Source organism: Peptoniphilus lacydonensis (assembly GCF_900106515.1).
Taxonomy (GTDB): Bacteria; Bacillota; Clostridia; order Tissierellales; family Peptoniphilaceae; genus Peptoniphilus_A; species Peptoniphilus_A lacydonensis.
In genome coordinates this window covers 272241-296280 of record NZ_FNWF01000003.1, presented here as the reverse complement: position 1 = coordinate 296280, position 24040 = coordinate 272241, and the positions used below count along the sequence as shown (strand labels likewise).

Annotated in this window: 22 protein-coding genes; 18 read left to right on the top strand and 4 right to left on the bottom strand. The window is 28.1% G+C overall.

Annotated features, from left to right (window positions below; genetic code table 11):
• Positions 1-33: 33 nt before the first annotated feature.
• Positions 34-456 carry a Fur family transcriptional regulator gene (locus BQ5450_RS03175; protein WP_010245625.1) on the bottom strand — a complete coding sequence of 141 codons (423 nt, stop codon included), beginning with the start codon at positions 454-456 and terminating at the stop codon, positions 34-36.
• A gap of 118 nt (positions 457-574) precedes the next feature.
• Between BQ5450_RS03175 and BQ5450_RS03170 the strand changes: the two genes are divergently transcribed.
• The 12 genes from BQ5450_RS03170 (at position 575) to ppsA (ending at position 13959) form a co-directional block, all read left to right on the top strand.
• Positions 575-1666 carry a metal ABC transporter substrate-binding protein gene (locus tag BQ5450_RS03170; RefSeq protein WP_010245622.1) on the top strand — a complete coding sequence of 364 codons (1092 nt, stop codon included), beginning with the start codon at positions 575-577 and terminating at the stop codon, positions 1664-1666.
• Positions 1666-2325: a metal ABC transporter ATP-binding protein gene (locus BQ5450_RS03165; RefSeq protein ID WP_071125960.1), complete on the top strand. Its 660-nt coding sequence runs from the start codon at positions 1666-1668 to the stop codon at positions 2323-2325. The genes BQ5450_RS03170 and BQ5450_RS03165 overlap by 1 nt, the downstream gene beginning before the upstream one ends.
• Positions 2325-3116: a metal ABC transporter permease gene (locus BQ5450_RS03160; RefSeq protein WP_010245616.1), complete on the top strand. Its 792-nt coding sequence runs from the start codon at positions 2325-2327 to the stop codon at positions 3114-3116. Before BQ5450_RS03165 ends, BQ5450_RS03160 begins: the two co-directional genes overlap by 1 nt.
• 263 nt (positions 3117-3379) lie before the next feature.
• Positions 3380-3850, top strand: a complete 471-nt coding sequence (ybaK, locus tag BQ5450_RS03155; protein ID WP_071125959.1) for a Cys-tRNA(Pro) deacylase — start codon at positions 3380-3382, stop codon at positions 3848-3850.
• Between the two features lie 2 nt (positions 3851-3852).
• The gene (locus tag BQ5450_RS03150) at positions 3853-5514 is read left to right on the top strand and encodes a phospho-sugar mutase (RefSeq protein ID WP_083379702.1); all 1662 of its coding nucleotides are present in this window, start codon (positions 3853-3855) and stop codon (positions 5512-5514) included.
• A 4-nt stretch (positions 5515-5518) separates the two neighbouring features.
• Entirely contained in the window at positions 5519-6427 is a 909-nt protein-coding gene (locus BQ5450_RS03145; protein WP_071125957.1) for a 1-phosphofructokinase family hexose kinase, read from the top strand.
• Between the two features lie 8 nt (positions 6428-6435).
• On the top strand, positions 6436-6987 hold the full coding sequence (locus BQ5450_RS03140) for an isochorismatase family protein (RefSeq protein ID WP_071125956.1): 552 nt from the start codon (positions 6436-6438) through the stop codon (positions 6985-6987).
• A 77-nt stretch (positions 6988-7064) separates the two neighbouring features.
• Positions 7065-8090, top strand: coding sequence for a metallophosphoesterase family protein (locus tag BQ5450_RS03135; protein WP_071125955.1), 1026 nt, complete (start codon positions 7065-7067; stop codon positions 8088-8090).
• Positions 8080-10329, top strand: coding sequence for an ATP-binding protein (locus BQ5450_RS03130; RefSeq protein ID WP_071125954.1), 2250 nt, complete (start codon positions 8080-8082; stop codon positions 10327-10329). The genes BQ5450_RS03135 and BQ5450_RS03130 overlap by 11 nt, the downstream gene beginning before the upstream one ends.
• 7 nt (positions 10330-10336) lie before the next feature.
• Positions 10337-11020, top strand: coding sequence for a metallophosphoesterase (locus BQ5450_RS03125; RefSeq protein ID WP_010245597.1), 684 nt, complete (start codon positions 10337-10339; stop codon positions 11018-11020).
• On the top strand, positions 11020-11553 hold the full coding sequence (locus tag BQ5450_RS03120) for a class IV adenylate cyclase (protein ID WP_010245594.1): 534 nt from the start codon (positions 11020-11022) through the stop codon (positions 11551-11553). Before BQ5450_RS03125 ends, BQ5450_RS03120 begins: the two co-directional genes overlap by 1 nt.
• Positions 11554-11607: 54 nt before the next feature.
• Entirely contained in the window at positions 11608-13959 is a 2352-nt protein-coding gene (ppsA, locus tag BQ5450_RS03115; protein WP_071125953.1) for a phosphoenolpyruvate synthase, read from the top strand.
• Between the two features lie 57 nt (positions 13960-14016).
• Here ppsA and BQ5450_RS03110 read toward each other — a convergent pair whose 3' ends face one another.
• Genes BQ5450_RS03110 through BQ5450_RS03100 form a run of 3 tightly spaced genes read right to left on the bottom strand, consistent with a single transcriptional unit; the run spans position 14017 to position 15421 of the window.
• The gene (locus BQ5450_RS03110) at positions 14017-14319 is read right to left on the bottom strand and encodes a CC/Se motif family (seleno)protein (protein ID WP_010245588.1); all 303 of its coding nucleotides are present in this window, start codon (positions 14317-14319) and stop codon (positions 14017-14019) included.
• 1 nt (position 14320) lies between these two features.
• Positions 14321-14608: a Cro/Cl family transcriptional regulator gene (locus BQ5450_RS03105; protein WP_010245585.1), complete on the bottom strand. Its 288-nt coding sequence runs from the start codon at positions 14606-14608 to the stop codon at positions 14321-14323.
• A gap of 15 nt (positions 14609-14623) precedes the next feature.
• Positions 14624-15421, bottom strand: coding sequence for a precorrin-2 dehydrogenase/sirohydrochlorin ferrochelatase family protein (locus tag BQ5450_RS03100; RefSeq protein WP_010245583.1), 798 nt, complete (start codon positions 15419-15421; stop codon positions 14624-14626).
• Between the two features lie 211 nt (positions 15422-15632).
• Between BQ5450_RS03100 and BQ5450_RS03095 the strand changes: the two genes are divergently transcribed.
• The 6 genes from BQ5450_RS03095 (at position 15633) to gatC (ending at position 24040) form a co-directional block, all read left to right on the top strand.
• Complete coding sequence (locus BQ5450_RS03095; protein WP_071125952.1) at positions 15633-17654, top strand: S-layer homology domain-containing protein; 2022 nt, start codon at positions 15633-15635, stop codon at positions 17652-17654.
• Positions 17655-17735: 81 nt separating this feature from the next.
• Positions 17736-18794 (top strand): S-layer homology domain-containing protein, encoded by a 1059-nt coding sequence (locus BQ5450_RS03090; RefSeq protein WP_071125951.1) that lies wholly within the window; start codon positions 17736-17738, stop codon positions 18792-18794.
• A 43-nt stretch (positions 18795-18837) separates the two neighbouring features.
• Complete coding sequence (locus tag BQ5450_RS03085; RefSeq protein ID WP_071125950.1) at positions 18838-19518, top strand: tRNA threonylcarbamoyladenosine dehydratase; 681 nt, start codon at positions 18838-18840, stop codon at positions 19516-19518.
• Between the two features lie 46 nt (positions 19519-19564).
• Positions 19565-21760: an ATP-dependent helicase gene (locus BQ5450_RS03080; protein ID WP_071125949.1), complete on the top strand. Its 2196-nt coding sequence runs from the start codon at positions 19565-19567 to the stop codon at positions 21758-21760.
• An 11-nt stretch (positions 21761-21771) separates the two neighbouring features.
• A complete protein-coding gene (gene ligA, locus BQ5450_RS03075) occupies positions 21772-23766 on the top strand; it encodes an NAD-dependent DNA ligase LigA (RefSeq protein WP_071125948.1) in 1995 nt (664 codons plus the stop codon).
• On the top strand, positions 23759-24040 hold the full coding sequence (gene gatC, locus BQ5450_RS03070) for an Asp-tRNA(Asn)/Glu-tRNA(Gln) amidotransferase subunit GatC (protein WP_010245565.1): 282 nt from the start codon (positions 23759-23761) through the stop codon (positions 24038-24040). Before ligA ends, gatC begins: the two co-directional genes overlap by 8 nt.

The following is a 24040-nucleotide window of genomic DNA, read 5'->3' as shown; positions in this document are numbered from 1 at the left end:
TTTGTAATGCGAATGGCATTTCACATAGTGAATTTAATCTTTTTTATTTTTTTGGCAGTCAGGGCAAATTCCACGAAGTTCTACAATATGGCTTATTACAGTATAGCCAGTTTCTTTCTCTGCAATTTTTTCAAAGTCTGCAATAGGACAATTTTCAATTGCAGAAATTTTACCACATTTAGCACAAACTATATAATGTCTGTGTCTATCATCATTGAATTCAAAATAATAAAGTCCATTGTGATATAAATTTTTCTTTAAAATATTTTTGTCAGATAGTTCATTTAACATTCTATAAAGTGAAGTAAAGCTTGGAATTATTTTTTTATTAACAGAACTATATATTTCTTCTGTATTCATTGGAATTTTTGAATTATATAATAAGTCAAGTAGTTCAATTCTACCGTGAGTTATTTTTAAATCATTTTTTCTTAAAATGTTTTCGTAATTTTTCAAAATATCACCACCTAATTTTATTATTATATCAAAATTTAATTAATTAAAAAAATTACTTTTATAATAAAGAATTAGTGGTATAATAATTAATGGAAATCATTATTATTTAGGAGGAATTATGAAAAATATTAAAAAATTTTTAATTTTATTAGCCGGCATAGTTTTACTATCAGGTTGTTCTAAAGGTCAGGATACAAAAGATGTGGCTAAGGAAGTTGCAGATGAGAAAAGTGGATTAAAGGTTTACGCTTCAGTTTATCCAGTATATGATTTTGCAAAAAAAATTGCTGGAGATAAAATTGATGTAGAAATGGTTATGCCACAAGGTACTGAGCCACATGGATGGGAACCAGATTCTGAGGCAATAAAAAATCTTGAAGGTGCAGATATGTTTATTTATAATGGTGCAGGGTTAGAATCTTGGACTGATAAAGTAATTGGTTCACTTTCAAATAAAGATTTAAAAGTAGTAGAAGCATCAGAAGGTGTTGAACTTATAAAATCAACTCATACTCATGAACATGAAGATCATGATCATGAAGCAGTAGAAGAACACAATCACAATCACGAAGCAGAAGAAAATAATCACAATAATGATTTAGAAAATCACAACCACAATCATGAAGCAGAAGAAAATAATCATAATCATGAAGAACACCATGATCATGAACATGAACATCATCATGGACCAATGGATCCACATGTTTGGATTTCACCAAAAAACGCAAAAATTGAAATGGAAAATATAAAAAATGCTTTCGCAGAACTTGATGAAGAAAATAAAGATTATTACGAGTCAAATTATGAAAAATATGCTAAAATGTTAGATGAACTAGATGCAAAATATAATGACTCTTTAAAAGATCTTCCAAATAAAACAATTGTAGTAAGTCATGAAGCATACGGTTATTTGTGTAAGGATTATGGTTTAACTCAAATTGGCATTAAAGGTGTAAATGCAGAAACTGAACCAGATGCAAAGAAAATGGCAGAAATAATTAATTACATCAAAGAAAACGATATAAAAACTATTTTCACAGAAGAATTAATTGATCCTAAAGTTTCAAAAATTATTGCTGATGAAACAGGTTGTGATGTAAAAGTCCTTTCACCAATTGAAGGTTTAAGCGAAGAGCAAATTAAAAACAATGAAGAATATTTTAGCATCATGGAACAAAATCTAGAAAATTTAGTAGGTGCTTTAAAATAGTGAAGGAAAAATTATTAGAAATCAAAAATCTAAGTTTTAAATATAGCGACGATTTGATTTTAGATGATATAAATTTTGATGTCTATAAGGGCGATTATATTGCCCTTATAGGTTCTAATGGTGCTGGAAAGTCCACTTTGATTAAGTTGATATTAAATCAACTCAATCCACTTTTTGGCACTATTTCTTTTTATATAGAAAATGGTTTAAAAGATATTGGTTATGTTCCCCAGCTTTCTGTGTCGGCGAGTTTAGAATTTCCAATAACGGTGACAGAGCTTTTGTCACTTTCTCTTTATCCAAGGAATAAAGGATTTAAAAAGCTAAAAGATTTTGACATAGAGAGAATTGAAAATGCATTAAATCTTGTTGGAATGGCAAAGTATAGAGATAGACTTTATACGGAACTTTCTGGTGGACAGAGACAGAGAGTTTTAATTGCAAAGACTCTTGTTTCTACACCTGAGTTTTTAATTTTAGATGAACCTATGACTGGAGTGGATAAAGAATCTAAGGAGTCACTTTTTCATCTGTTAAGTCATATAAATAGAGAACACAATATTACAATTTTAATGATTACTCATGACCTTGATGAAATAGAAGATAATGTAAATAAAGTTTTTGAAATAAAAGATAAAAAGATAAGGGAAGTGGAATAATGGAAATTTTTCAGTATTCATATATGATTAAGGCTCTTATAGTTGGAGCTTTTTTGTCAATAATTATTCCATGTATGGGCGTAGTTGTAGTAAATAAAAAAATATCTGTGATAGGAGATGCTTTATCTCATGTGTCTCTTGCAGGGGTAATGCTTGGTCTTATAACATCAACATCGCCAGTTTTGGGGGCATTAGTTTTATGTGTTATTGGCTCAATTTTCTTAGAATATGTGAGGACAAAGTTCCCTGGGTATCAAGAAATATCTAGTGCAATTTTAATGAGTACAGGAATTGGGCTTGCTTCAATTTTTTCAGGTTTCGTAAAAACTACTGCGAATTTTGAAGAATATCTTTTTGGATCTATAATTGCAATACCAAAATTTGATTTTTATTTAATTTTAATTATTTCAATAATTGTTTTTATTTTATTTTCTTATTTATTTACAGATTTAATGTATATTTCCTTTGATGAATCTTCAGCTAGGTTATCTGGCGTAAATGTTGATAGAATTAATTTAATTTTTATGATTCTTATAGCAGTTACGATTTCTGTTTCTGCAAGGACAGTTGGTATTTTAATAATTTCATCACTAATGGTTGTGCCCGTTGCCTGTGCGATGCAATTTAAAAAGGGATATTTAAAGACGACGATCCTTGCATCAATTTTTGGCTTTATTTTTACAATGATTGGATTATTTTTATCTTTTTATGTAGGATTAAAACCAGGTGGTACAATTGTATTGATTGGAGTTTTCTTTTTAATAATTTTACTTTTCATAAAAAAAAGATGAGAGTTAGGATTTTGTCCTACTCTTATTTTTTTTATAATAATTTTTTATTTTTGTAATGTGGATGTAGTTGAGATTTATTTTACCAATATGTTTTAAAACTATTTTAAGTAAGGCAAAATGAAATGCATATAGTATTGTATTTTTTTCACAATATCAACTATCATTATAGTTACAAAAACTAAAAGAAAAACATTCTATATTATTAAACAGATGAACAAAACCTTTTTTTGTTGTAAAATTGATATAGATGAAAAGGTGATTTTATGAAAAAAACTAATGCAATGAGAATTTTGGAAAATGAAAATATAAAATTTGAAATTATTGAGTACTCAACGAAGGATGGTATTGGAGGAGCTGACGTTGCAGAAAAATTGGGTGAAGATAAGAATAAAGTTTTTAAAACTCTTGTGACAGAGTCAAAGGAAGGGGAAAATTATGTATTTGTAGTTCCAGTTTTAAGTGAACTGGATTTAAAAAAAGGCGCAAAAGTTTCTGGTTCTAAAAAAATTGAAATGATTCCACAGAAAAAACTTTTGCCTCTTACAGGGTATGTCCATGGGGGATGTTCTCCTGTTGGCATGAAAAAATCTTTTAAAACTTTTATTGACAGTTCTGCAGAAAATTTAGATTATTTTTATATAAGCGGAGGAAAAGTAGGAATGCAAATAAAATTAAATCCAAAAGAACTTATTTCTGCGATTGATGGAGAATTTTCTGATATAAAGAAGGAGTAATTATGTATAGAGAAGTTTATGAAAAGTGGCTTGAAAGTAAAAATGTAGATGAAAATTTGAAAAGTGAGCTTGAAGGTATAAAAAATAATGAAGAGGAAATAGAAGAAAGATTTTACAAAGATTTGGAATTTGGAACTGCAGGGCTTCGTGGAATTTTAGGTGCAGGGACAAATAGAATGAATTATTTGACTGTTGGGAAGACTGCAATTGCTCTAGCGCATATAATTGAAAATCTTGGTGACGATGCAAAAAAAAGGGGCGTGGTCATTGGCAGAGATATGAGAAAATTTTCTTATGAATTTTCTATTTTAACTGCAAAGATATTGGCGGATTCTGGTATAAAAGTTTATTTATTTCCGGGGATAATTCCAACACCACTACTTGCATATTCTATAAGATATCTTAAAACTATTTCTGGAATTATGATTACAGCATCTCACAATCCAAAGAATTACAATGGGTTTAAACTATATTGGGATAAGGGTTCACAAATTTTATCTGATATTGCAGATGAAATGGAAGAAGAGTCCCAAAAAATTGATATTTTAAATTATGATTTTAAAAGTTTAAAGGAATTAGGCGAATATGAAAATATTAAATTTTTGGGAGATAATGTAACAAAATCTTTTTATAGAAATACATTAAAGAAAACCTTAACTGACGATATTGATAAAGGTATAAAGATTGTTTATACGCCTTTAAGTGGTTGCGGAAATAAATATGTTAGAAAAATTCTAGATCTTCGTGGTTTTAAAAATGTATTGGTAGTATCTGAACAGGAAAATCCTGACGGAAGTTTTAAAAATGTTACAAATCCAAATCCAGAAGATATAAGGGCTTTTGATAAGGCAATTGAACTTGCAAAAAAAGAGAACGCAGATATAATTATCGCAACAGATCCTGACTCAGATAGAGTTGCAATAGTAGAATGTGGAGATGAATTTTTTAAAGTTACTGGAAATCAAATGGGAATTCTTCTTGGAAATTTTATTTTGGAAAGATCAAGTGGAGATTTAAATGATGGAGCAATTGTAAAGACTGTTGTAACTGGAGATTTAATTAAAAGAATTGCTAAAAATTATGGTATTGATGTTTTTGAAACTCTAACAGGTTTTAAGAATATTTGTCGTCTCGCCAACACTTGGGATGAAACTAAAGAAAAAGAATTTATTTTTGGATACGAAGAGTCAATAGGATATACAATAGGCGACAATATTAGAGATAAGGATGCAGTTGCAACTTCAATGATTATTGCAGAGATGGCTGGATATCTTAAAAAGAGAAATTTAAAAATAAAAGATTATCTTGAAGAAATTTACAAAAAATATGGCTATTTTGAGGAATATTTAGATTCAACTTATTTTGAAGGAAAAGATGGAAACAAGGTAATGAAAGAAATCATGGACGATTTTAGAAATGTAGAAGATTTTGAAGAACTTGGAAGATTTGGAAAAAAAGTAGATTTTATAGACGATAAAGAAGAGCCACAAAATCTTTTGAAGTTTTATTTTGGGGAAGAAACTTGGTTTGCCCTTAGACCTTCTGGAACTGAACCAAAACTTAAAGTTTATGCTTATTCAGTTTCAGATAGTTTAGACGAATCTGTAAATAAGATAAATATTATGAAAAAAGAAATTATGAAAAGAATAAAAGAAAGCAGGTGAAGAAATGATATTGTTTTGTGATTTTAATCCGAAAATTGTAAGAGAATTTAAATTAAAGGGTGATTCTCAGGATGTTATTGAAAGTTCAAAAATTTATCCTTCAGGTCATGGAATAAAAATGGCACTCTTTTCTAAAAAACTTGGAGTAGATTCTGAAGTTTTTATGTTAAAGGGAAGTAATAGAGGAAAAGAAATTGCATTAATATTAAGTAGACTTGGTATAGATGTTAATTTTACCGGCTTGAAAGATGAAAATGTAGAGGAAGTTTTAATAAAAGGTAAAAATGTAAAAAGTGAGTACAGCACAGAAGATCCGAGAATTACTATGGAGGATAGAAATGATATTTTAAATTCTTTTGAAAGATCTCTATACAATAAAAATATTGTAATTCTTCCCAAAATTGCACTGACAGGTCTTGATGAATCAGTTTATGAAAAATTTATAAAAATTTGTTACAAAAATAATATAAAGGTTGCAGTAAATCCTACAAATTTAGATGAAATTGAGAAGACTAATCCCTATATATTGATGTTTGACAAAAAAAATATAGAAAAAGATAAAAAATTAAATTATACAGGTGAAGTTATAGAATTTAATAAAAAGTTTGTGAATTCAGGCACAAAAATTGTATTTGTAAATAGTAAGAGAGCCACGATAATTTCTACTGAAGATAAAAATTATAGGGCTTATATTAACAAAGATAAAATAGAAAAAGATAATATTATAGAAAAATTTGACAACGAACTTTCTCTTGCAGGGCTTGCAATTGCAATAGATAGAGATTATGATTTCATAACTTCAATAAAACTTGCAATATCTTGTGGAGTGTGGGAAAATTTTGTTGGAAAAGATGAAATTGAAATGAGTGCTATTAAAAAAATCATGAATAGCGTTGAAGTTGAAGAAATCTAGGAGGAATAATGAAAAATTTTAAATTAAATAGAGAAGATGTACTTTTTACTTTTATAGATATTCAGGACAAACTTTTAAAGGCAATGTACAATAGCAAAGATATTGTGAAAAACGGAAATGTTTTGGCAAATGTTGCAAAAATAATTGAAGCAGAATCACTTTTTACAGTTCAATATCCAAAGGGACTTGGCTATACAAATGAAGAAGTGAAGGCTCCGCTTAAAGATAAAAAAGAATTTGATAAATTAACTTTTAATTCTCTCGATGATGAAAAAATAAAAAAAGAAATTGAAAGATTAAATAAAAAACAAATTATTTTATGTGGAATGGAAGTCCATATTTGTGTGTTTCAAACTGTAAGAGCTCTTTTAGATGAGGGTTATGAAGTTTTTATTGTAGAAGATGCTGTTGGCTCAAGGACAGAAAAAAATGCAAAAAATGGAATAGAAATGCTTCGTGAAATGGGTGCGATTATAACTAATACAGAGACAGTTTTATTTGATCTTGCTGGGATTGCAGGTACAGAAGAATTTAAAACTTTACAAAAATTAATAATTTAATAATTATTTAAAGAGTTTCCTATTTTGGAAGCTCTTTTTTTGATAAAAAACTGTGATATAATTATTTTGGTGATAAAATGAAGATAATTCATACAGGAGATTTGCATTTAAAAAAGTTCTATAAAGGAAGAGTTCCGCTTGAAGTTTCAAATAAATTATTAGAAGATATTTGGTATTCTTTTAGTAGTCTTTGTGATTTTTCAAATAAAGTTGATGCAGATATTTTTTTAATTGCAGGAGATTTATTTGAGAGAGATTTTTTTGATTTAAAAGATTTGGAAAGACTTTTAGATTTAATAAAGAATTTAAGTGCCAAGGTCTTTGTAGTTTTTGGCAATCACGATTATCTTGCGAAAGACAATTTGTTTTTAAAGGTAGATCTTCCAGAAAATTTATATATTTTTAAGGATGAATTGGATTTTTACGAATTGAAAGAATTAAATACAAGAGTTTATGGAATTTCTTATAATAATTATAATTTTAGAAAAGAATTTCAAGAGATAAATCTCGATAAAAGTTTTATAAATATTGGGCTTTTTCATTCTGATTTATGTGACAATAGATATATGCCACTTAGCGAGGATTTTTTAAAAGATTTTAGTTATGTTGCACTTGGACATATACATAAGAGGGGGAAAGTTTTTGACAACGCCTATTACTGTGGTTCTCTAACTCCTTTATCTTTTAAAGAAGAAGGAGAACATGGGATAATTTTTCTAGACGATGATAGAAAAGAAATTGAGTTTAAAAATTTTTCTAAGAGAAAGTTTGTAAATTTAGAAATTAAAATAAATAGTGAGATGACCTTTTCTGAAATTTTAAAAAAAGTACAAAGTGAGATAGAAAAGGAAAATCTTTACAGGATTAAATTAGTTGGAAGTCACAAACATTTTATAGAAATAGAAAATTTTTTGGAAGAAAATTTAAATGCTTTTTATTTTGAGTTAGAAAATGAAGTTTTGCCGGAGAGAGATTTAGAAAATTTTAAGATAGAAGAAAAGCATATTTTGGAACTTTTAAATTCCTTTTCTGATAAAGATATGGAAAAGGATGCAAGAAAACTTTCTGAAAAATACATTTTGGAGCAGTATTATGATATTTAAGGAACTTGGAATTTTAAATTTTGGAAAATTTGAAGATAAGATAATAAAGCTCGACAGTGGAATAAATTTAATTTGTGGGGATAATGAGAGTGGGAAATCAACTGTTGTAAATTTTATTGATGGAATTTTTTATGGATTTAGCAGAGATTCTCTTGCAAAGAAAATAAAAGACGACTTATTTTATAAATCTAGACCGTGGGATTCTAGCCTATATAGAGGGTTTATAATTTTAAAAGATTGCGATGAATTTAGAGTAACAAGAGATTTCGAAAAAGATGAAGTTTCTGTTTTAAAATTAGAAACTTCAGAGGAATTTAGTGAAGATGCTAAAAATTATAAATATTCAAGAATTTCTCAGCCAGGATCATTTTTCTTTGATATGAATAGGAAGCTTTACAAATCTAGTTTTTTCATTTCACAAAGATTTTCAGAGGTTGAAAAAGATGCTGCAGAGGAACTAAGAAATAGAATTGCCAATTTTTCTGTTTCGGAAGATGAAAATGTTGATTTAAATAAAATTTTAGAAAAGATGAAATCAGATTTCTATGACTTGGGAACAGAAAGGCGAAAAACATCTGAAATTGGAAGAATTAGTGAAAATTTAAAAAATTTAAATTCCAAAAAAACAAATTTAATTTTAGATAAAGAGAAATACGAAGAGGCTACTTCCGATTATAGTGATGCAAAAAATGAGATTAAATCTTTGGAATATAAACTAAGGGGAAGGAAACTCTTTGAACTTAAGAAACTAAAAGAAGAATTAGAAAAATTGACAGATAAAAAAGATGAAGATGAGAAAAGTTTTGATTTTAAAGATTTGGAAAAGGCAATTGAAATTAATAGGACATCTGGAATTTATCTAAACAAATTAGATGAACTCAATTCTAGAAATGATACCTATCAGTTTGAAGTAAATGATGAAGTGGAAAAAGATTATAAGAAGTATAAGGAAATAAAAAATGAAATAGAAATATTAGATGAGAATAATTTTTCTAAGGAAAGAGAAATTATTTCGTCTGATATTAAATCAACTAAAAGAGTAGTTTTATTTTGTATTTTAAAAGTTATTTTTTCACTTATTGGGGCAGTACTAATTATCCTTGGCTCAGTTTATTATGATAAGCATATGTTATCTTTAATTTCAATTATATTTTTTGGATACGCATATTTTAGATTTGTTAAATTTAGACAAAATAAAGATCTTCTCTTTAGACTTGAAAGTAAACTAAGAGATTATAAAAAGAAATCTATTGAGAAAACAAAAAGAAAGAGAGATTTTGACAAGTTTTTTGAAGAATTGATAAAAAAATATGATGCAAATAGTATAGATGAACTTGCAGAAATTTTAGAGAATGAAAGAGATAAAAATTTAAAGAATATTTCTAAAAATGAATACAATAAAATCTGGAGTGAAAAGAGTTCTCAAGAAATAGAAAGTATTAATGGAAAAATAATTGAATATGAAAAAGAATTAAAAAATATTTTTCATAAGTATAATGTAAAAAATATTTCAGAATTAAAAGAGGTTTTTTATAATTTAAAAGATAAAAAAGTTGAAGAGATAAGTAAATTAAAATTTAAGATTCAAGAACTTGAAAAAGAAAACCTTAGTGGAGAAGTTTATTCTGAAAAAAGCCTATCTGAGTTGGAAAAAGAAATGAGAGAAAGTCTACTAAAGATTTCTAATTTAGAGGGAATTTTAAAAACTTTAGAAGATTCTATGGAAAATTTAAGAATTTTAGAAGAAGAAACTTCTATGCTAGAGGAAAAATTACAAAAACTAAAATATAAAAGAAGTTTGTTAGAAATATCTATAAATAAGTTTGAAGATTTTATAAAGTATAGACGCAGAGATACAATTCCAAAATTAAAAGAAAATATTTCAAATTATTTAAGCGATATAACTTCTTCAAAATATACAGAAATTTTAATTGATGACAGATTTAATATTAAGGTATATGATAAAAATGTTAAAGATTATATTGACTTTGAGAATTTAAGTCTTGGGACAATTGACGAGATTTATCTAGCTTTTAGACTTGCTATTTCAAAGATTATTACTGACAAAAAAATTCCTCTAGTGCTTGATAGTCACTTTGACAGTTATGATGATATTAGACTTAGTAATACTCTTAGAGTTCTAGATGAGGAAGAACAAGTTTTAATATTCACAAGTTCTAATAGAGAAAAAGAAATTTTAGATAGAAATAATATGACATATAATTTGATAAGACTTTGAGGTGAATATGATATTCGCAATAGGAGATCTTCATTTCGATTATACAGAAGAAAAACCCATGGATGTCTTTGGGAATAATTGGGAGAATCACGAAGAAAAGATAATTGAAAATTGGAAAGAAGTTGTAAGTGATAATGATTTAGTTCTTTTGCCTGGAGATATTTCATGGGCTTTAAAACTTAATTCTGCTTTTTTTGATTTAAAAAGGATTGATGATCTGCCTGGCAGAAAGATAATTTCTAAGGGCAATCATGACTATTGGTGGTCTTCTTTAAGTAAGATGAATAATTTGAAATTAAATACAATAGATTTTATTTACAATAATTCTTTTGAGTACAAAGATTATTCTATTTGTGGCACGAGAGGTTGGGCTTCTCGTGATTCTTTTGAGTTTTCAGAGAATGATGAAAAAATTTATTTAAGAGAAGTTCAAAGACTAAAGAATTCACTTGAAACTTGCAAAAATAAAAAAATAATTGCAATGATTCACTATCCACCTTTTAATCAGAATTTAGAGCCAAATGAATTTTCCAAAATTTTGGCAGATTATGGAGTCCAAAAATGTGTCTATGGGCATCTCCATGGAAAGGGACACAAGTATTCTTATGAAGGTGATATGCTTGGAGTGAATTATAAATTTGTTGCAAGTGATTTTTTAGATTTTAAACTAAAAAAAATAGGGGAGGATTAATGGAAAGAGAGATTGAAGTAAAGCTTCTTGATATTGATATAGAAAATTTTGAAGAAAAAATTAAAGCACTGGGTGCAGAATTTGTAAGAGAAGAAGAACAAACAAATATTACAATAAATTCAACAGCACATAAAATTTATAAAAAAGATGGATACCTTAGAATTAGAATTGCAAAATCAGAAGAAGGAGAAAAAAAGTATTTTACATTTAAAGAAAATATTTCCAATATAAAAGTAAGAGATAATATAGAGCATACAACCGAAGTAAGCAATGTAGAAGATTTAATAAATATATTAAAGTGCCTTGGATATGACAAATTCCACAAGGGATTTAAGAATAGAAAAAAGTATACATTAAATGGACTTATAATAGATATTGACACTTGGGATAAAAAAACTTATCCAAAACCTTATGTTGAAATAGAAGCTCCTAGTATGGAAGAAATATATTCTCTCGTAGATAAACTTGGAATTAATAGAGAAAGTGTGTCTACAATGTCAATTGATGAACTTAGAAAATCTTTGAAAAAATAGTGTGACATATATAATAATTGTGTTATAATATTTTTAGCAAACAAGGAGGTACTTATGTCTAAGTATAATTATATTAAATGGTTTGATGAAATTGGTAAAGGCGATGTAGGAATTGTTGGAGGAAAAGGTGCAAACTTAGGAGAACTCACAAGTTTTGGACTACCTGTTCCTCCGGGATTTTGTGTTACTGCATCAGGATATACAAAGTTTATAAAATATGCGGAACTTGACGAAGTTGTAAAACTTTTAATGGAAGCAGTTGATGTTGAAGATGTAGATGAACTTACAAATGCTTCAAAGGAAATTCAAACTAAAATTAAGGAAAAAGAATTTGATCCTGAACTTAAAGAAGAAATTTTAAGTGCTTATAGAGAATTTTCAGAAAATATTGGACTTAAAGATCCAGAAGTTGCCGTTAGGTCTTCTGCAACTGCAGAAGATTTGCCAGATGCATCCTTTGCTGGGCAGCAAGATACTTATTTGCACATAAGCGGTGAGGAAGAACTTTTAAGTCATATCAGAGATTGTTTTGCATCACTTTGGACTTCAAGAGCAATTTATTATAGAGAAAAGCAAAATTATGATCACTTTGATGTTGCTCTTTCTGTTGTTATTCAAAAGATGGTTAATTCAGAAAAGTCTGGAGTAATGTTTACGGCAAATCCTATTAACAATAGTTCTGATGAAATGATGATAAACGCAAGTTATGGACTTGGTGAAGCTGTTGTATCTGGGATTGTAACTCCTGATGAATATATTATTGACAAAAAGACTAAAAAAGTAATAGAAAAAAACATTTCTGAAAAAGAATACATGGTAATTAAAAATGAAAATGGAGTTGGGACTAGAACTGTAAATGTAAAAGATATTTTGGGTGAAGATGCTATTAAAGCAGAAGCTTTATCTGAAGATGAATTAAATACTTTAATCGAAAGAGGATTAAAAGTTGAAAAGCTATATGGTTCTGTTCAAGATACTGAATGGGGATTTGACAAAGATACAAAAGAATTTTATTTCTTACAATCAAGACCAATCACAACTCTTGCAGGTGACAAAGAAGAAAAGGAAGAAAAACTAATTAATCTTGTAAAGGGACTTCCTGCTTCTCCAGGTATTGGAAGAGGAAAAGTAAAATTAATTAAAGATATTTCTGAAATTAATAAAGTTAACGAAGGAGATGTTCTTGTAACTGCAATGACTAATCCGGATATGATTCCTGCAATGAGAAAATGTGCTGGAGTTGTAACTGATGAAGGTGGAAGGACTTGCCATGCAGCTATTGTTTCAAGAGAACTTCAAATTCCATGTATAGTTGGAGCAAAGACTGCTACAAAAACTTTAAAAACAGGAGATACTGTTACAGTTGATGCAGTTAGAGGAATTGTATATGAAGGCGAAGTTTTAAAAGAAAAAGAAGAAAAGAAATCTTCTGATGCTCCAAATGTATCAAGCCTTGCCAATTTAGATGAACTTAGAAACTTATTTGCTCCTACAACTGCAACAAAAATTTATATGAATCTTGGAGAACCAGAATTAATAGAAAGATATAAAGATCTTCCTATTGATGGAATTGGACTTATGAGAACAGAATTTATTTTTACAAATATGATTGGTGCTCATCCAATGTATTTAGTAAAGACTGGTCAAGGTGACATGATGGTAGAAAAACTTGCTGAAGGAATTTCAAAAGTTGCACAAGCAATTTACCCTAAAAATTTAGTTGTAAGGACAAGTGACTTCAGAACTAATGAATTTAGAGGACTTAAAGGTGGCGACGAAGTTGAACCAATTGAAGCAAATCCAATGATAGGTTGGAGAGGTGTATCAAGATATATTTCTCCTGAATATGAAAAAGGATTTAGACTAGAATGTAAAGCGATAAAAAAAGTTAGAGAAGAATATGGACTTACAAATGTAATTGTAATGCTTCCTTTTGTTAGAACTCCTGAAGAGCTTAAAGTTGTAAAAGGAATAATGGCAGAAGAAGGACTTGTTCAATCTAAAAACTTTAAAATTTGGATAATGGCAGAAGTGCCAGCTGTTGTTCTTCAAGCAGAAGAATTTGCAGAATTAGTTGATGGATTTTCCATTGGATCAAATGATTTAACTCAACTTGTAATGGGTGCAGATAGAGATTCTGGAATATTAAACAATATGGGTTATTTTGATGAAAGAAATGATGCAGTAAAAATTGCATTAAAGGCAATTATTGATGCAGCAAATAAAAAGGGAATTACTTGTTCAATTTGTGGACAAGGGCCAAGTCAATATCCAGAACTTGCAGAATTTTTAGTTGAATGTGGAATAACATCTATGTCTGTAAATCCTGACACAGTTGAATACACAAGAAGACTTGTTGCAAGTGTTGAACAAAAAATAATATTAAAAAAACTTAGACAAATGTAATAAATTAAATAGAAGAGGATCTCATCAAAATGTGAGATCCTTTTAAAATGTAAAATTTTATATTAGTTTATTATAGTCTAAAAAATTTGAAGTCAAAGTTTTAGTAAAAGCAAATTTAATTAAATCAATTTTTATAATATCCTCTTTAAAAATTAAAAGCTTATCAACATTAACCTTAAAGTTATCACAATTAATTACTTTATATTCATGTTTTCTTCTTTTGGAGGGACCAATATAAGTATCAGAAGAAGGTAATCCACTTCCACAACATTGTTTTGAATTTACATAGTCAATTGTTATCTCATTTGCATTTTTATCTAATAAAAAATTTAGTGCATCTTCTGTAATTTCAACTTGCAATTTAGTTTTCCTTTTTTATCAAAGTTACAAAAAATTCACTAGGTTTAAGAGCTTCAATTTCTACGAAATTTTCTCCACTAAATTTTAAAACTTGACCAGGCTCAAAAAGTCTATCTTCTTCATTATTTAATATAACTTTTATATTTCCTTTTACAACAGTTATAAGAACAGTGTAGCCAGGATGATTGTGCTTTTCAATATTTTCACCTGAAGCTAGTACTTTTTTAATTAAAGTAAATTCTTCTTCACTAAAAACTTTTCCGGGCATACTTCCTACATAACCAAACATTTAAAAACTCCTTTTTTAATTTTTATCTAAATCATGAAATTTTTCTAAATTTAAATCATTATCTATATTTTTTGATAAATTTTTTGCTTCATCAATTCTTTTTTCAATTAATTTTTCATCGTTTAGGGTGCTTTCTTTTTCTAAATTTATTTCATCGCCTTTTTCAATTTGATTTAAAAGTTTCTCAGAAGATTTTAAATCTTCAATTTTATATTTTGGCATAGTTTCTAAGAAAGTAGAAAGGTTTATGGTTTCGCTTTCGTATAAATTTCTAATAATTTCATCAATATTTTGAGAATTTTTACGAACAAGTTCTGATCTTATTTCACTTAAGATATTTAATTTTTCTAAATTATAACTTTTTGAAAAATCTTCTAAATCTTCAAAAATTATATCTGTTATAGTTGGATTTATCCTTGAACTATTAAGTGAAAAAGTTAGAGGACCTCTTTCTAGAGATTTATTAATAGATATAAGTGATTTTGATAAAATATCAAATCTTTCGTAGATCATATTTCTTGAATGAGCTCTCTTTTCAAGAGCTTCATTTAGTTCAAAGTTTTCTGTTGCAATTAAAATATAATCGTAGCCCATGAAAATAAAATCTTCTGTAAGCTCGTGTTCTTTTAATTTTATTTTGCCATTTGACTCTTCTGATTTTTTTACGATATCTTTTGTAAAACTATCTGCAATCATATAAATTTCTGCTTCAGTGTCTATAATAGATTTTAGTGCAGATAAAGCAAGAAAACCTCCGCCTAAAATTAGAAACTTTTTTTCATAAGTATCTAGACTAACTGGAAGGTAACGCATAATAATCACTCCTTTATAAAATATAAATTACAGTAAATTATGTAATACTATTTTAATTATACCAAATATATTAGATAATTATGCAAGTATTACAGTATAAAAAAATCTATTTGTTTATTTAATAGAATTGTAATATTTATAAAATATAAAATATTTAATTTGTGTTATAATTAAAGTAATAGGTAGTGTTAATAAAATTGGAGGTTTTATAATGAAATCTAAAGATTTGAGAAGAGTAGTATCAGTTGGTTTAGCGTCTATAATGTTAATGCCAAGTGCAACTTTTGCAAAAGAATTTAAGGATGTAAAAAAGGATAATAAATATTCATGGGCATATAATGCCATTGATGTTTTAAGTGACAAAAATGTAATTAGTGGTCACCCAGATGGGAATTTTAAACCAGGGGACAATGTATCTTTTGAAGAACTTATGCAACTTTTAAAACAAATATTAAATCCAAGTTCTGATGAACTTAAGACAGCTCGTGAAAAGTATCAAAAAGTTGCAAAAGATAATGGAGTTAATTCTTGGGCAGAAGATGCAATTTGCTTGGCACTTCATAGAGGTTATTTAAATGAATCAGCTTTAAAAAAAGCTTCTGAAATGGGATTTATGAAAATAGAAAATAGATCCTACCCTAGTAGAGGAGATATTGCTATCTTTTTTGCAAGAGCATTAAACCTTGACGCAAATGGAGATAAAAGTTTATTAAAACACAAAGATGTAAATAAAATGGGAGAAAATTTAAAAGGTTATTTGGCATCTCTAGTTGATGCAAAAATTTTCACATCAACTGGTTCAGATGGATCTTTTGAAGGGGATAGACCTATAACTCGTGCAGAAACTGCGATAATTACGAAATCTTCTTTCGATTATGCTTCCAACAATAAGGTTGAGTCTAAAGTTGAAAAGAAAAAAGGTACTGTAATTCTTTCATCTAAACTAAATAATGTAAATGTAGTTATAATTGAATCTGACAAACAAAAATATTCTTTTGATATTGACAACAATACAAAATATAAATTAAAAGATAAGGATATTAAACTTGATGATATAAAAGCTGGTCAAGAAGTAGAAATTGAATATGTAAAGAGTAACAATAGTGATAGAGAAGGAACTGCAAAAACTATTAATGTTACAAATGCAATGCTTGATATGGTTGGATATGTGAATTCTAAGAAAGATAGCGAAATTACTCTAAGATACAGAGATAACTCAGATACAATTGACTTTAGAACTACTTCAAAAATTTCAACATCTGATACAAAGACATTTAAACTTGCCGATAACGCAAAGATAAAAGCTTATGGCAAAGATTTAAAACTTGACGATATTAAGGTTGATGACTTAGTTGAATTTAAAACTGATAATGACAACAAAATTACAGAAATTACAGTTTTTCCTAAAGAAGCTAATATAAGTGGTAAAGTTGTTTATCTTGACACTTCAAATAGTAATAAAGCATCTATAAAGTTAAGACTTAAAGACAATAAAGACTATGAATTTTATATCACAAAAGATTCAAGGGATTTAGATAAAATAACTCTTAACGATGAAGTAAATTTATATGTAAATTATAAAGTTGCAATGGGTCTTGCATCTTCTTATGAAAATGACACTCAAGTAATGGGTGAAATTCAATATTTTAAGAAGAATGATGATGAGATTGGAATTAGATTGTCTGATAGAAATATAAAATATTACAGACTTGCTTATGATACTAAGTTTTATGATAGAGAAAAAAGTCTACAATTGTCCAGCCAAAGTTCAAGAGATTTAGAAGGTAAATATGCAATTCTTGAATTTAATAATTATGGAGAAGTTGAAACTATAAGACTTGTGGATAAGAACTCTCAATTTAAGGCTATGTTACAAGTTATTGACGTTAGAAATAGTAGTGGATTTAGAAATATTTATTCTAATGAAATTACACTAAAAGTTATTCAATCAGATAATAAAAAGCTTAAAATTGGAGAAACTTTTATTATGAGTAATGCTTATACCTTTGATAGATATAAAGTATTAACTTGTGATGGTTATTTAGATACTAATAATAATGTGTCAGCTTTATTCAATATAAAAGAAGAAGGAAGAGCAGAAAGTGAATTAAGAGATCTTTATCGCATAAATGAAAGTGGAAGATTTAGGACATATGATGAAGTTATAAAAGATAATAAAGGTTATAATGGAAGAGATAACTATTATAGTAGAGATATAAATAGTTTTTCTTAATGAAATAATAAAAGTAGAAGCCCTCTGTGGTTTCTATTTTTTTGCCTAAAATTATGTTATAATTTATTCTGGAGTGATTACATGAAGAAAAAAATTATAGCGATAAATTTAATTTTAGCGATGTTTTTTGCACCTGTAAGTATTTTTGCGAAATCTTTTAGAGATGTTAAAAAAGATGGAAATAGTGCTTGGGCATATAAATATGTTGACGAACTTTCAAACAAAAACATTTTAAATGGATATGAAGATGGAAGTTTTAAACCAAATAATCCTGTGAGTTTTTTGGAAATTATGCAGATTTTAAGGACTGTTATAAATCCAAGCGAAGAAGAATTAAGTTCGGCAAGAAGTGCTTATATGGAAATTGTAAATTCAAATGGTGTCATGGATTGGGCAAAGGATTCTGTTTGCTACAATCTTTACCATGGGACAATTACTGAAAATACACTTAGAGCTGCTCATGAAAGGGGATTTTTGGAAAACAAAGTTTATCCAAATAGAAATACTATTGCTGTTTATTTTGCAAGAGCCCTTGGTATAGAAAAAAATAGTGATGCGTCAAATTTAAAATATAAAGATAAGGATAAGATAAATCCGCTTACTTTGGAATATTTGCCAAATCTTGTAAATAATAATATTTTTACAAGCACAGGTTCTGAAGGCAAGTTCAATGGAAATTTTGCAATAAAAAGAAGTGAAATTGCAGTTATAACTTCTAATGGACTTAAATATGCTGATGTAAATAAAGATAAACTAAAAAATAATATGCCTTTAGATAAAAATCAAAATGCAAATAAAAAAATTGATGAAGAAAATATAGTTGAAAATAATTCTATTTTTAATGAAAATGTTGTAGACAATGGTTCAAATACTAATGGAGAAAATAATCTTGATATCGAAGAAACAAGCTTAGAAGAGGCAGAAATTAAGAGTGTAAATTTTAAAGGAGAAGTTATTGATGTTCTAAATGAAGGAAATGTTAATTTTATAAAAGTAAAAATAACACAGACAGATTCTGATAAATTTAAGGAAGGAAATGTTGTAACTATTAATACTTTTAGAAGTCACAAATTAAATGATGTTGTTGAGGGTAGCGGAACTCTCGGCGAAAATAGTCTTTTAGACATAAAATTGAAATAATAATTAGGGCTGTTATACGACAGCCTTTTAAAATGGAGGAAAAGTGGAATTTTTAAGTAGAACTGAGAAAATGATTTCAATAGATGAAATAAAGAATATTAATTCTAAGTCTGTTTTAATTTTTGGACTTGGAGGAGTTGGTGGTTCTTGTGTAGAATCTTTGGTAAGAGCAGGAATTGGAAAAGTTGGATTAGTTGATGGCGATGAATATGAAATTACAAATGTAAATAGACAAATTTTTGCTACAACAAAAACAATTGGGATGAGAAAAGTTGATGCTGCAAAGGAAAGAATTTTAGAAATAAATTCAGATGTTGAAATTAAAAAATATGATTTTTTTGTTACAGAAGAAAATATACAAGAGATTGATTTTGAAAATTATGATTATGTTGTAGATGCAATTGACACGATAACTTCAAAACTTTTAATTATAAAAGAGGCAGATGAAAAAAATATAAAATTAATTTCTGCAATGGGAGCAGGTAATAGACTTGATCCCACTAAATTTGAAATAATTGATATCTATAAGACAAAGAATGATCCTGTTGCCAGAGTTATGAGGAAAAAATTAAAAGAGATGGGCATAAAAAAATTAAAAGTAGTTTGTTCAAAGGAAATTCCTATAAAGACTCACGATAGAACACCGGGTTCAATTTCTTTTGTTCCACCTGTCTGTGGCATGGTTTTAGCTTCATACATAGTTTCTGATATTTTAAAAAGTTGAAATGATTGAGAAAAAAACATATAATATTTAGCAGTAAGGAGAAGTCATGGATATAAATACATTAAACGATAAACAAAGAGAGGCACTTCTTGCAACAGAAGGACCTCTACTTATTTTGGCAGGGGCTGGAAGTGGAAAGACAAAAGTTGTAACTTCAAAAATTGCATATTTAATTGAAGAATTAAAAGTTCCTTCATGGAAAATTTTGGCTATTACTTTTACTAATAAAGCTGCAAAGGAAATGAAGGATAGAGTTGCAAATTTAATAGATAGGGACATCTCCTCAATGTGGATAGGAACTTTTCACTCTATATGTGTTAGAATACTTAGAAAAAATATTGAAAGTATTGGATACAGTTCCAATTTTACAATCTATGATAGAGATGATCAAATAACTGTTGTTAAAGAAGCTATTGCTGAATTAAATTTAGATAGAGATATTTATAAACCAAGAGCTATTATAAATGATATTTCAAATATTAAAAGCGATGGATTAACACCAATTGAGTATTTAGATTTAAATAAGGATAATTTTTATAAAGAGAATCTTGGGAAAATTTATGATATCTACGAAAAAAAACTTAGAAGTAATAATGCACTTGATTTTGATGATCTTTTAATAAAAACTGTAAATATTTTAAAAAGTGAGGATTACACTAGAAATTTTTATAGAGATAAGTTTCAGTATATTTTTGTCGATGAGTATCAAGACACTAATAAAATTCAATATGAGTTTGTAAAATTAATTGCAGGAGAAAATCCAAATCTAACTGTTGTTGGTGACAATGATCAGTCTATATATAAATGGCGTGGTGCTGATATAAATAATATTTTAAATTTTCACAAGGATTTTCCTGGTGCAAAAATTGTTAAACTTGAACAAAATTACCGTTCAACTCAAAAAATCTTAGATGTTGCGAATAAAGTTATTGAAAATAATGATTCTAGAATTGATAAGAATCTTTGGACTGCAAGGGACGAAGGGAAAAATGTTCTATACAAAGAATTTCCTCACTCCAATGAAGAAGAGTATGGAGTCATTAATAAAATTATTGGCCTAAATTATAAGGGCGAAGAATTTAAGAATATGGCAATACTTTATAGGACAAATACCCAGTCGAGGGGTTTTGAAGAGGCACTTATAAGAGAAAGAATTCCATATAAAATTGTTGGGGGACTTAAATTCTATGACAGAATGGAAGTTAAAGATGTTTTAGCTTACCTTCGTGTAATTAATAATCCTGATGACAATGTTAGTCTTGCAAGAATAATAAATAGACCAAAGAGAGGAATAGGAGATACTTCCTTAGCAGATATGTTAGATTATGCTGATAAAAATAATCTATCGCTCTATGATGTTGTAACAAATATTGATAAATTTGATGATTTAAATTTAAGAGCAAGAAAAAATATCAAAGAATTTGGAAGCATTTTAAAAATTTTAAAAGATAGATCTAAAGAATTTTCTATTGGAAAACTTTTTGAAGACGTTTTATACGAAAGTGGATATGCTCTTGATTTAAAAAATCAAAATACAATTGAATCGAAGACTAGACTAGAAAACATAGAAGAGCTTCATTCAAATATTATGGAATATGACAGAGAAGGGGTGGAACTTTCTGAGTATTTAAATACACTTTCACTTTTATCTGATGTAGATAAAACTTCAGAAGACAGTGGAGTTAATCTTATGACAATGCACGCAGCTAAGGGTCTTGAATTTGGAACTGTGTTTTTAGTTGGTCTTGAAGAAGGACTTTTTCCTACTAGTAGATCTCTTGAAAGTGAAGAAGAGGTTGAAGAAGAAAGAAGACTTTGCTATGTTGGAGTAACTCGTGCTTGTGATAATTTATTTATTTCATCTTCAAGAACTAGATCTATGTATGGAAAATTAACTCCTGCTAGAAGAAGTAGATTCATTGATGAAATGGGCGACACAATTGAAATAATAGAAGACAAAAATAGAGAACTACTTGAAGTAAGAGATTACAATGAAAAAAATAATTATTATAAAAGACCTGCAAAATTTGTTGGGATTGATAAAAAAGAAAATGTATCTAAAAAGAATAGTGTAGATAAGAATATAAATGTTGGAGATACTGTTAAACATAAAATATTTGGAAAGGGCATGGTAGTTCAAAAGAAAGAGAAAAATGGAGATTATGAAGTGGTAATTTCCTTTGAAAAGAAAGGCTTAAAAAGACTTATGCTTTCTGTTGCTCCTATAAAATTAGTTGATTAGTTGGTGAAAAAATGGATTCTAAAATAAAAGAAATGGATGATTTGATTACTGAAATAGATAGATTAAATTATCATTATTATACTTTGGACGATCCACTTTTGTCTGATGGAGAATATGACAAACTTTATGACAGACTTGTGAATCTTGAAAACGAAACAGGTACAATTTTATCCTACTCTCCTACAACAAGAGTTGGAGGTGCTATTTTAGATAAATTTGAAAAGCACACACATCTCAATAGACTTTATTCCATGGATAAGGCTCAGAGCGAAGATGAACTTAAAACGTGGTATGAAAGAATAGAAAGATTTGTAGAAAATTATAATAATTCAAATATAAATAAATTGCCAGAGCCAGAATTTATTGTTGAATTAAAGTTTGATGGACTCACGATTAATTTGACTTATGAAAATAAAAATCTTATTATGGCTTCAACTAGAGGAAATGGAATAATTGGAGAAGAGATATTAGAACAAGTTAAGACAATTTATTCTGTGCCACTTCGCATCAATTATCCTGGAAAAATTGAAGTGCAGGGAGAAGGTCTTATGCCGCTTTCTGAACTTCAAAAGTATAATGAAATAAATGATGAAAAATTAAAAAATGCAAGAAATGCAGCAGCTGGCGCTCTTAGAAATTTAGATCCAAAAGTTACCAAAAAAAGAAATCTGACAGCTTTTTTCTATAATGTTGGATACATTGAAGAAGAAATTTTTAAATCTGATGATGATATAAAAAATTTTTTGAGAAAAAATAATTTTAGAGTTTCAAAATATAATTTTAAAGTTAAACAATTTTCTGAGATTCTTGATAAAATAAAAAAGATTGAAGAAAATAGAAATAATTTAGATATTTTAATCGATGGTGTAACTATAAAAGTAAATGACATTGAAACGAGAAAAGCTTTGGGATATACAAATAAATTTCCAAGGTGGGCAGTGGCTTATAAATTTGAAGCAGAAGAAATTTCCACAAAACTTTTGGATGTGATATGGAACGTTGGAAGAACTGCAAAAGTAACGCCTTCTGCTATACTTGAACCAGTAGATATTGGTGGCGTAACTGTAAAAAGAGCTACTTTAAATAATTATGACGACATTTTGAGAAAGAAAGTAAAGATTGGTTCAAGGGTTTTAATTAGAAGGTCTAATGATGTAATACCAGAAATTTTGGGTACACTTCCAAGTACAGAAAAGACTTGCGATATAGAAAAGCCCAAAATCTGTCCTTATTGTGGGTCACATTTATATCAAGATGGAGTTCATATATTTTGTCCAAATACACTTTCATGTGTGCCACAACTTGTTTCAAGACTTACTCATTTTGCATCAAGAGATGCAATGGATATAGATGGTTTTAGTGAGAAGACTATTGAAAAATTAATGTCGACAGTTGATTTAAAGGAAATTCCAGATATCTACAAGTTGAAATATGATGATATAATTAAAATAGAAGGGTTCAAGGAAAAGAGAACACATAACCTTTTAAAAGCAATTGGAAACTCAAAAAATCCTAATCTTGAAAATTTTATTTATGCACTTGGAATTCCAAATGTTGGCATAAAAACAGCAAGAGATCTTTCCAATCATTTTAAAAGTTTTAATAAATTAAAAAATTCTAATGAGGAAGAATTAATTTCTATTGGAGATATTGGAGAAATAACTGCTAGAGAGATTGTAAAGTTTTTTAATGATGAGAGAATAAATTCTTCTGTCGATGAACTTTTCGAACTTGGAGTAAGTCCAAAATTTCATGAAGATAATAGTCGAAAGCCACTTTTAGATAAGAAAGTTGTAATTACGGGCACTCTTGAGATTCCAAGAAAAGAATTAGAAGAGAAGTTAATTTCTTATGGAGCAAAGGTGACTGGATCTGTAAGTAAAAATACAGATTTTGTAGTCGCTGGAGAAAATCCTGGTTCAAAATATAAAAAGGCTCAGTCTTTGGGAATAGAAATTTTAAATTTAGAAGAACTTAAAAAATTAGTAGGGGGTTTAAATGAATAAAGAAGATATAAAGCACATTGCAAATATTGCACAAATTGATTTTTCTGATGAAGAGCTAGAAAAATTTGCACCGACTTTTGAAGAAAATGTTGAGCTTGTAAATAAAATAAAAGATATTGACACAGAAGATGTTGATAAAGTTTTCCAAGTAAATGGCACAGAAAATAATATTCGTGAAGATAAAGAAAAAAAGTCTTTTTCACAAGAAGAGGCATTAGAAAATGCTGCTACTAAAAAATACGGTTATTTTAAACTTATAAAATTTGTAGACTAG

What these genes read in the sequence shown, in the direction of transcription:
- BQ5450_RS03170 (WP_010245622.1), top strand. Translation starts at nt 575, where the DNA reads ATGAAAAATATTAAAAAATTTTTAATTTTATTAGCCGGCATAGTTTTA.
- BQ5450_RS03160 (WP_010245616.1), top strand. Translation starts at nt 2,325, where the DNA reads ATGGAAATTTTTCAGTATTCATATATGATTAAGGCTCTTATAGTTGGA.
- ybaK (WP_071125959.1), top strand. Translation starts at nt 3,380, where the DNA reads ATGAAAAAAACTAATGCAATGAGAATTTTGGAAAATGAAAATATAAAA.
- BQ5450_RS03150 (WP_083379702.1), top strand. Translation starts at nt 3,853, where the DNA reads ATGTATAGAGAAGTTTATGAAAAGTGGCTTGAAAGTAAAAATGTAGAT.
- BQ5450_RS03145 (WP_071125957.1), top strand. Translation starts at nt 5,519, where the DNA reads ATGATATTGTTTTGTGATTTTAATCCGAAAATTGTAAGAGAATTTAAA.
- BQ5450_RS03140 (WP_071125956.1), top strand. Translation starts at nt 6,436, where the DNA reads ATGAAAAATTTTAAATTAAATAGAGAAGATGTACTTTTTACTTTTATA.
- BQ5450_RS03135 (WP_071125955.1), top strand. Translation starts at nt 7,065, where the DNA reads ATGAAGATAATTCATACAGGAGATTTGCATTTAAAAAAGTTCTATAAA.
- BQ5450_RS03130 (WP_071125954.1), top strand. Translation starts at nt 8,080, where the DNA reads ATGATATTTAAGGAACTTGGAATTTTAAATTTTGGAAAATTTGAAGAT.
- BQ5450_RS03125 (WP_010245597.1), top strand. Translation starts at nt 10,337, where the DNA reads ATGATATTCGCAATAGGAGATCTTCATTTCGATTATACAGAAGAAAAA.
- BQ5450_RS03120 (WP_010245594.1), top strand. Translation starts at nt 11,020, where the DNA reads ATGGAAAGAGAGATTGAAGTAAAGCTTCTTGATATTGATATAGAAAAT.
- ppsA (WP_071125953.1), top strand. Translation starts at nt 11,608, where the DNA reads ATGTCTAAGTATAATTATATTAAATGGTTTGATGAAATTGGTAAAGGC.
- BQ5450_RS03105 (WP_010245585.1), bottom strand. Translation starts at nt 14,608, where the DNA reads ATGTTTGGTTATGTAGGAAGTATGCCCGGAAAAGTTTTTAGTGAAGAA.
- BQ5450_RS03100 (WP_010245583.1), bottom strand. Translation starts at nt 15,421, where the DNA reads ATGCGTTACCTTCCAGTTAGTCTAGATACTTATGAAAAAAAGTTTCTA.
- BQ5450_RS03095 (WP_071125952.1), top strand. Translation starts at nt 15,633, where the DNA reads ATGAAATCTAAAGATTTGAGAAGAGTAGTATCAGTTGGTTTAGCGTCT.
- BQ5450_RS03090 (WP_071125951.1), top strand. Translation starts at nt 17,736, where the DNA reads ATGAAGAAAAAAATTATAGCGATAAATTTAATTTTAGCGATGTTTTTT.
- BQ5450_RS03080 (WP_071125949.1), top strand. Translation starts at nt 19,565, where the DNA reads ATGGATATAAATACATTAAACGATAAACAAAGAGAGGCACTTCTTGCA.
- ligA (WP_071125948.1), top strand. Translation starts at nt 21,772, where the DNA reads ATGGATTCTAAAATAAAAGAAATGGATGATTTGATTACTGAAATAGAT.
- gatC (WP_010245565.1), top strand. Translation starts at nt 23,759, where the DNA reads ATGAATAAAGAAGATATAAAGCACATTGCAAATATTGCACAAATTGAT.